Source organism: Azospirillum sp. UFLA03-27 (genome assembly GCF_059803775.1).
In genome coordinates this window covers 1-8,560 of sequence record NZ_JAUQTX010000272.1, presented here as the reverse complement: position 1 = coordinate 8,560, position 8,560 = coordinate 1, and the positions used below count along the sequence as shown (strand labels likewise).

General features: G+C 70.6%; 6 protein-coding genes and 2 tRNA genes. 5 read left to right on the top strand and 3 right to left on the bottom strand.

Annotated features, from left to right (window positions below; translation table 11 throughout):
- A partial coding sequence (locus tag Q4I23_RS27585) for a glyceraldehyde 3-phosphate dehydrogenase NAD-binding domain-containing protein (RefSeq protein ID WP_498528331.1) occupies window positions 1–283 on the bottom strand: 283 nt, incomplete at its 3' end.
- A 312-nt stretch (window positions 284–595) separates the two neighbouring features.
- Between Q4I23_RS27585 and Q4I23_RS27580 the strand changes: the two genes are divergently transcribed.
- The 3 genes from Q4I23_RS27580 (at window position 596) to Q4I23_RS27570 (ending at window position 3,269) form a co-directional block, all read left to right on the top strand.
- Window positions 596–2,941: a mechanosensitive ion channel domain-containing protein gene (locus Q4I23_RS27580; protein ID WP_498528330.1), complete on the top strand. Its 2,346-nt coding sequence runs from the start codon at window positions 596–598 to the stop codon at window positions 2,939–2,941.
- 135 nt (window positions 2,942–3,076) lie between these two features.
- A tRNA-Leu gene (locus Q4I23_RS27575) sits at window positions 3,077–3,163 on the top strand.
- Between the two features lie 30 nt (window positions 3,164–3,193).
- Window positions 3,194–3,269, top strand: a tRNA-Ala gene (locus Q4I23_RS27570).
- A gap of 87 nt (window positions 3,270–3,356) precedes the next feature.
- Here the strand turns inward: Q4I23_RS27570 and Q4I23_RS27565 are convergent.
- Both Q4I23_RS27565 and Q4I23_RS27560 read right to left on the bottom strand, forming a co-directional pair.
- Window positions 3,357–3,821 (bottom strand): DUF4126 family protein, encoded by a 465-nt coding sequence (locus Q4I23_RS27565; protein ID WP_454020885.1) that lies wholly within the window; start codon window positions 3,819–3,821, stop codon window positions 3,357–3,359.
- Between the two features lie 13 nt (window positions 3,822–3,834).
- A complete protein-coding gene (locus tag Q4I23_RS27560) occupies window positions 3,835–5,307 on the bottom strand; it encodes an aldehyde dehydrogenase family protein (RefSeq protein WP_498528329.1) in 1,473 nt (490 codons plus the stop codon).
- 9 nt (window positions 5,308–5,316) lie between these two features.
- Between Q4I23_RS27560 and crtI the strand changes: the two genes are divergently transcribed.
- Together crtI and Q4I23_RS27550 are read left to right on the top strand one after the other, a co-directional pair.
- Window positions 5,317–6,924, top strand: a complete 1,608-nt coding sequence (crtI, locus tag Q4I23_RS27555; protein WP_498528328.1) for a phytoene desaturase family protein — start codon at window positions 5,317–5,319, stop codon at window positions 6,922–6,924.
- Window positions 6,921–8,462: a phytoene desaturase family protein gene (locus Q4I23_RS27550; protein ID WP_498528327.1), complete on the top strand. Its 1,542-nt coding sequence runs from the start codon at window positions 6,921–6,923 to the stop codon at window positions 8,460–8,462. Before crtI ends, Q4I23_RS27550 begins: the two co-directional genes overlap by 4 nt.
- Window positions 8,463–8,560: the final 98 nt, after the last annotated feature.

Below are 8,560 nucleotides of genomic sequence, written 5' to 3'. Positions count from 1 at the left end.
GATCCTTCCACGGCAGCTTGGCCGGGTCACGCTCCTGCACGACCTTGATCGAGTGGCCGTTGACGATCAGCTCGCCGCCCCCGTTCTCATTGATGCGGGTCTCGATCGTGCCGGGGAAACGGCCGTGGACGCTGTCGTACTTCAGCAGGTGGGCGTTGGCCTTGAGGTCGGCCAGGTCGTTGATCGCCACGACCTCCACGTCGTTGCGGCCGCTCTCGTAGATGGCCCGCAGAACCAGACGGCCGATGCGGCCAAAACCGTTGATCGCTACCTTCACGGACATGCTGTTCTCCGCTGGTGTTCGCGGCCCCGGACGGGATCGGGGGCGGCGCCGGCCAGGGCCGGTGGGAAAGGGGGGCGCCGGATCGGGCGGCCCGCGCGCCAGGGCGCGGGCGCTTCCGGTCTTCGCTAAGATATATACTAGTATATTAGATTGGCACGCAAGAGCGGGGGACGATGTGGCCGGTCTTCCGGACAAAATGTCGCGCTTGCTGCGTTGCAAGACAAACCGCGCCCGGCGCTGTTGGCCTGGGTTGGACCCGTGAACCGGACCGCTCCAAAGGTCTTTCCCGAGAACCGGAACCACCAGAGGACGATGACTTCCGACGACCGTGCCCCACGGCTTTCCGCCGCCCGCCTCCGCGCCCTGCGCGGCCTTCTCGCCCTCCTCCTCCTGCTGACCGCCGCGCTGGGGGGAATCGCGCCCCCGGCGTCGGCGCAGATCCCGACGCCCGCCCCGCCGGCCCCGACCGAGGCGGCGCCCAACCCGGAGGAGATCGCCCGCCTGCGCCAGACGCTGGAGGATCCGGAGCGCCGAGCCGCCCTGCTCGGCCAGCTCCGCGCCCTGGAGCAGGCGGAGGCCGCCACCGCGCCGGCGGAACCGGACGGGATCGGCACCCGCCTGCTCACCTTGTTGTCGAACCGGCTCGACGGGCTGGGGCAGGAGGCCGCGCTGGCCGGTGACGCCCTGCTGAACGCGCCACAGGGGCTGCATTGGCTGGAGCGACAGGTTTCCGACCCGGCGCAACGCGCCGCCTGGGGCTGGCTGGCCGCCGAGCTGGTGCTGGTGGTGGTGGTCGGGCAGGGCGCCCGGCTGATCGCCATCCGCACGCTGCGACGCCCGCGCGCGATGCTGGCGGCCCGGCCCATCCATTCCGCCATCGCCAAGGTGCCGCTGCTGCTGGTGCGGTCGCTGTTCGATCTGGCGCCCATCGTGGCCTTCGCCGCCGCCGGCTTCGGCGTGCTGGCGCTGTTCGACCCGCCGCCGGTGGTGCGGGTGCTGGGCGTCACCTTCCTCAACGCCAGCATCTTCGTGCAGATCGTGCTTCTGGTGGTCCGGGCGCTGCTCGCCCCAGCCTCGTCCAACCTGCGGCTGATCCCGATGAGCGACGGCTCGGCCCTGCGACTGCTGCGCTGGTGCCGGACCATCGCCATCACCACGCTCTACGGCATGTTCCTGGCCGAGGCGGCGCGGCGGCTCGGCCTGCCGGCACAGAGCCACAGCGCGCTGGTGACCCTGGTCGGTCTGGTCGTCGCCGTCATGCTGGCGGTGCTGGTGCTGCAGAGCCGAGAGGCGGTGGCCGCACGCCTGCGTGGCGGGATCGCGGCGGCGCAGCCGCTGTCCGACGTGGTGTCGCCGGTTCCGCCCGGACGGCGGGCCGCCGGGGCTGGGCGGATGCTGCGCGCCGCCGGCCGCCGCGTGGCCGATGTCTGGCACGCCATCGCCATCCTCTACATCATCGTCCTGTTCGGCATCTGGGCGCTGGAGATCAGCGGCGGGCTGCTGTTCGTGGTCCAGGCGACGGCGGTGACGCTGGTGGTCGCCGGGGGCGCGCGGCTGATCGGGCGCGGGATTACCCGCGCCGCCGCGGCGATCCTGGAGCGCATGGACCGTCGGAGGGGACATTCGGCCTGGGCGGCGGGGCGGCTGCGTCGCTACATCGCTCCCATCGCGCGGCTGCTGCACGGGGCGGTGGCCGTTCTGGGCGGGCTGGTGGTGCTGAACGCCTGGGGGTTGGATGTCTGGGGCTGGCTGCAGACGGCCATCGGCCTGCGCATCGTGGCGTCGGGCCTGTCGCTTCTTCTGGTCGGTGCCATCGCGCTCGGCGTGTGGGAGGTGACGAACGGGCTGATCGAGCGCCATCTGGCGACGACGGACCGCAACGGGCGGGCCATCCAGCGCAGCGCGCGGGTGCGCACCCTGCTGCCGCTGCTGCGCAGCGCCCTGCTGGTGGTCCTGCTGACGCTGGTCGCGCTGATCACCCTGTCGGAGCTGGGGCTGAACATCGGGCCGCTGCTGGCCGGTGCCGGCGTGGTCGGCCTGGCCGTCGGCTTCGGCGCGCAGACCCTGGTCAAGGACGTCATCACCGGCCTGTTCATCCTGTTCGAGGACACCATCTCGGTCGGCGATGTGGTGAATGTCGGCGGCAAGGGCGGTCTGGTGGAGGGGATGAACATCCGCACCATCCGCCTGCGCGACTTCGACGGGACGGTGCACACTATCCCCTTCAGCGCGGTCACCAGCGTGTCGAACATGACGAAGGACTTCAGCTACTACGTGTTCGACGTGGCGATCCCCTATCACGAGAACGCCGACCGCGTGGTCTCCGTGCTGCACGGCATCGGCGACGAGCTGCGCAAGGACCCGCGCTTCGCGCCGCTGATCCTAGAGCCGCTGGAGGTGCTGGGCGTCGATTCCTTCCAGGAGTCCGCGGCGGTCATCAAGGCGCGCATCAAGACGCTGCCCATCCAGCAATGGAACGTCGGGCGGGAGTTCAACGGGCGCATGAAGGCGCGCTTCATCGAGCTGGGAATCGACTTCCCGCTGCCGCAACGCACCCTGCACATCGCCCGCGGTGCGGCGGAGGTGCTGGCCGGGATGGGGGCCGAGGCGGGGGCCGCCAACGCCGGCCGGATGCGCCACGCCGGGGCGGCGGAGTAGGGTGGCTGGACCAACCCCCTCGGTCTTGCAAAAAAGTGACGGGGCCATGTCGATTTCGCTTGAGCCCCGCCAGCGGCGCGGCTATATCAGCGCTCCCGCGTCGCCCCAAGGGGTGCGGGACAAAGAGCAGACGATGCGCTTGTGGCGGAATTGGTAGACGCGCTAGGTTCAGGTCCTAGTGGCTGAAAGGCCGTGGGGGTTCGAGTCCCTCCAAGCGCACCAACACTTCTTGTGTTGGTCTGAGATTATAGTGGGGCCATAGCTCAGCTGGGAGAGCGCTACAATGGCATTGTAGAGGTCAGGAGTTCGATCCTCCTTGGCTCCACCATCATGAAGCCAGCAACCTTGACGGGTTGCTGGCTTTTCCCTTTTCCATGGCCCTTACCACCATCGGCAACAGAACCGAGTGGCCCGCTCATGCTGCGGCGGCGACCAGCAGAGCGACGGTCAGTGCCACGCCGTCCTCGATCAGCGCCGCCGGCCAATCGCGGCCGAAGGCGGCGGCCATGCGCCGGCGCGCCGCATAACCGAGAAGCGTGCCGACGACCGCGCCCAGCCCACCCGCGATCAGGCCAACACCCCAGACGCCGGCGTTCGCGCCAATGGCAGCGCCCGCGATGGCGCCGCCCACAATGCGGCTGGCGAAGGGGAAGGGGCGCTTGCGGCTGGGGGTGCTCGGCAGCTTGTCGGTGACCAGCTCTCCCACCGCCATCGCGGTGAAGACCCAGGGCGAGACGGGGTGGCCGAGGAAGAACAGCCAGCTTTCCGACAGGTCGAGCCAGCCGCCATAGGCGGCCCAGGAGACCGCCGCCGGCGCCAGCAGGGTGCGCGAACCGGCGACGGCGCCGATCAGGACGGCGAGAATCACGGCAGTCGTCACATTGGTCTCCGTGTCAGTCGCTCCGGCGGTCGCGCAGGGCTTTGAACAGGGTCCGGACTGCCCCGGCGCGGGTGCCGGGACCGCCATGGAGCAGGCGGAGCGCCGCCAGCATCAGCGCCGCGTCGCCGTCGCGCGGCGGGTCGGTGTGGGGAAGCCGCCGGCCGCGCCGCACCGAGACGGTCTTCACCCGCGTCATCTCCAGCAACCCCTCCGCCCCGCGGGTGACTCCCCAACCGCTGGCGCGGCGCCCCCCGAAGGGCAGGCGGGGGTCGGCGGTCGGCACGATCAGGTCGTTGACCGTCACCGTTCCGGCATCCAGCCGCCCGGCCAGCGCGCAGGCCTCCGCCTCCGGCCCGAAGACCGAGGCGCCGAGCGCGTAGGGGCTCGCGGCGGCGGCCTCCAGCGCTTCCTCCATGTCGCGGACGGGCACCAGAGACAGGATGGGGGCGAACAGCTCCTCGCGCAGCAGCGCCATGCCCGGCCGCGCGTCGGCCACGATCAGCGGCGCCATCGCCGGGTCGGCGTCCTCGGGCAGCGGACCAACCCGGCGGGCGCCCTCCGCCACCGCCGCGCGGACCAGCCCGACCAGCCGGCGCCGCACCGGCAGGGGCACCGCCGCCGGCGGGATCGCTGCCACGCTGCGCGTCAAGGAATGCTCCAGCTCGGCGGACAGGGCGCGCGGCACGAAGACCCGGCGCGGCGCGATGCAGGTGGCGGAGCCGTTGAGGCGCAGGCCGAAGGCCAACGCGCGGGCGACCGTGCCGAGGTCGGCCCCCGGCAGGACGAAGACCGCGTCGTTGCCCGACAATTCCATGGTGGAGGGCACCAGCCCGTCGGCGAGTTGGCGGGCCACCGCCCGGCCGGTGGCGGCCGATCCGGTCAGCACCAGCTTGTCAATGCCGGCGGTGATCGCGTCGGACACCGCGTCGGGGGATTCGTCGAGCAACTGGAACAGGCCATCCGGCAGGCCAGCCTCGGCCAGCCAATCGGCCAACCGTTCCATCGGCGCGGAGCAGCCGGGCGCCGGCTTGACCAGCACGGCGTTCCCGGCGGTCAGCGCCTGAAGCGCCTGCACGCCCGGCAGCAGCAGCGGGTAGTTGGACGGGCCGACGATCAGAACGGTGCCAAATGGCTCGCGCCGCACCTCCGCCGTGACCCCGAACAGCCAGACCGGACGGCCACGTGCCCCAAGGCACCGCGGGCTCAGCAGCGCGTCGGCCTCGCGCTCCAGGAAGCGGCAGGCCTCGGCCAGCGGCAGGATCTCCGCGCTCAGGCTCTCGGCCGCGCTCCGTCCGGGGCGCGTCGCCAGTGTACGCACAAGATCCTCTGCATCCGCCGCGATGCGGCGGCGGATGTTGCGGATGAGGGACAGTCTTTCGGCTGTATTGCCGCTGGCCCACGCCGCCCGCGCAGACGAAAATGGATCGCTGGTCCCGTTTGTCCAAGGGGTTACACCTGGAGAGGTGGGATTGTGGCTGTGATCCATTCTTGGTCCATGTTCGTAACTGCCTTCACACAAGTCGGCAGCTTGGGAGCGTTTGGCAAGCGGATGGAACGGCAAGTCGTGATCATTGGCGCTGGGCCGGGTGGATTGGCATCCGCGATGCTTCTGGCGCTCACCGGGGCGAAGGTCACCGTGCTGGAGCGGCAGGACCGCGTCGGCGGCCGGTCGGCCGGCTTCGCGCTCGACGGGTACCGCTTCGACAGCGGCCCGACCTTCTTCCTCTACCCACGCATCCTGGAGGAGATCTTCGAGGCCTGCGGGCGCCGCCTGTCCGACGAGGTCGATCTGATCCGCCTGGATCCGCTCTACCGGCTGGTCTTCGAGGCCGGCGGGGAGTTGCGGGTCCAGGCCGACATGAAGGCCCTGATGGCGGAGATCGCCCGCCTCAACCCGCGCGACGCCCAGGGGCTGCCGCGTTTCCTGGCCGACAACCGGGCGAAGATGGAGCTGTTCCGTCCGATCCTGGAGAACGACTTCTCCAGCCCCTGGGCGCTGGCCTCGCTGCCGATGCTGAAGGCGCTGGGACGGCTTTCGCCGCAGCGCTCGGTCGACCGCGACCTGTCCCGTTACTTCCAGGACCCGCGCGTCCGCCTCGCCTTCTCCTTCCAGAGCAAGTATCTGGGCATGTCGCCCTTTCGCTGCCCCAGCCTGTTCACCATTCTCTCCTTCCTGGAGCACGAGCACGGCGTCTTCCATCCGCGCGGCGGCACCGAGGCGGTGATGGAGGCGATGCGGCGGGTGGCCGAGGACCTCGGCGTCACCGTGCGGCTGAACGAGACGGTGCGCCACATCCGCTTCCAGGGCCGCCGCGCCGTGGGGGTGCGGACGGAGGCCGGCGAGTATCCGGCCGACGCGCTGGTCATCAACGCCGACTTCGCCCGCGCGATGACGACCCTGGTGCCCGACGATCTGCGCCGCCGCTGGAGCGACGCCCGCATCGCCACCAAGAAATTCTCCTGCTCCACCTTCATGCTCTATCTCGGGATCGAGGGGCGGATGGAGGGGCTGGACCACCACACCGTCTATTTGGCGGAAGACTACGCCCGCAACCTCGCCGAGATCGAGGACGGCCGCGAGATGCCGCGCCGTCCGTCGATCTATGTCCAGAACGCCTGCGTCAGCGACCCGGACCTCGCCCCGCCCGGCGGCAGCACCCTCTACATCCTGGTGCCGGTCGGCCACCAGCGCGGCCACATCGACTGGGCGACCGAGGCGCCGCGCTACCGCCGTCTCGTGCTCGACCGGCTGGCCGGCTTCGGCCTGAGCGATCTGGAGCGCCGCATTCGGGCGGAGCGGGTGGTGACGCCGGCCGATTGGGACCGCCAGTTCGCGGTGCACCGCGGCGCCACCTTCAATCTGGCGCACAGCCTGGACCAGATGCTCCACCTGCGACCGCACAACCGGTTCGAGGATTTGGACGGCGTCTATCTGGTGGGCGGCGGCACCCACCCCGGCAGCGGCCTGCCGGTGATCTTCGAAGGCGCGCGCATCACGTCGCGGCTGCTGGCCTCGGAGCTGGGCCTGCCGACGCCCTGGCGCAGCGAAACCATGGGACTGTCCGGCCTGCCCAAGCGGGCCGTAGCGGGGGGATTGGCATGACGGATCGGATCGCGGTGATCGGCGGCGGGCTGGGCGGGCTGGCGTCGGCGGTGGTGCTGGCGGCGCGCGGCCACAAGGTCGTGCTTCTGGAGAAGAACGGCTGGGTCGGCGGGAAGGCGGCGGTGCTGGAGGAGGGCGGCTTCCGCTTCGACATGGGGCCGACCATCCTGACGGTGCCGCGCGTCCTGCGCCGCATCCTGGCGGAGGCCGGCTGCGACCTCGACCGCGAGCTGGAACTGGTCCGGCTGGAGCCGCAATGGCGCTGCTTCTTCGACGACGGCACGGTGCTGGACCTGTCGGAGAACATCGGCGCGATGGCCGCGGAACTCGACCGGCTGACCCCTGGCCGCGGCGCGGGGGAGGGTTACCGCCGCTTCCAGGCGCTGTCGGAGCGTCTGCACGGCATTTCCGAACGTTTCTTCTTCTGGAAGTCGGTGGAGGATCTGGGCGACACGCTGAAATTCCGCGACAGCATGAACACCAGCACCCTGTCCGACGTGTTGGCGCTGCGCATGGGCAGCACGGTGGCCGGCACCATCCGCAGCCACGTCCCCGACGCCCGCGCCGCCCAGATGCTCGACCATTTCACCCAGTATGTCGGGTCCTCCCCCTACGGCTCGCCGGCGGTGCTCTGCGCCATCGCCCACATGCAGACCAACGACGGCGTCTGGTACCCGATGGGCGGCACCCGCGCCGTTCCGCTGGCGCTGGAGCGGGTGGCCCGCCGCCTCGGCGTCGAAATCCGCACCGGCACCGGCGTGCGCCGGCTGGAGGTGACGGACAGGCGCGTCACCGCCGTCGAGACCGAGGGCGGGGAGCGCATCCCGGTGTCGGCGGTGGTGTCCAACATGGATTCCGTCCGTACCTACGAGGAGCTGGTGGGCGGCGCCCCGGCCAAGCGCTTCCGCAAGCGCCGCCGCTACGAGCCGGCCTGTTCGGGCGTGGTCTTCTATCTCGGGCTCGACCGCGGCTACGATCATCTGCTGCACCACGACTTCGTCTTCTCCCGCGACCCGGCGGAGGAGTTCGACTGGATCTACCGCCGCGGCGAGCCGGCGCCCGACCCGACCTGCTACATCGCCGCCCCCGCCCGCACCGAGCCCGGCGTGGCGCCGCCGGGGGGCGAGGCGCTCTATGTGCTGGTCCACACCCCCTATCTGCGGCCGCACCACGACTGGTCGCGGATGCTGCCGGACTACCGCCGCACCGTCTTCGACAAGCTGAAGCGCACCGCCGGCATGGCCGACCTGGAGGAGCGCATCTGCGTCGAGCGCGTCCTGACCCCCCAGGACATCCACGACCGCTACCGCGTGCTGAACGGCGCCATCTACGGACTGGCCAGCCACGGCCGCTTCATGGGCGCCTTCAAGCCGGGCAACCGCTCACGCGACGTGGCGGGGCTGTATCTGGCCGGCGGGGCCGCCCATCCGGGGCCGGGCATGCCGATGGTGCTGATGTCCGGCTGGATCGCCGCCGACAGTTTGGACCAGGACCTCCGGAGCGGAACGCGCGACGGCGACCTGCGCGCCGTCGCCTGAGGGGCCTGTCTCTTATACACATCACCGAGCCCACGAGACTATAAAAGCTATCGCGTATGCCGTCTTCTGCTTGAAAACAGGGGGGGGGGGGGGGGGGG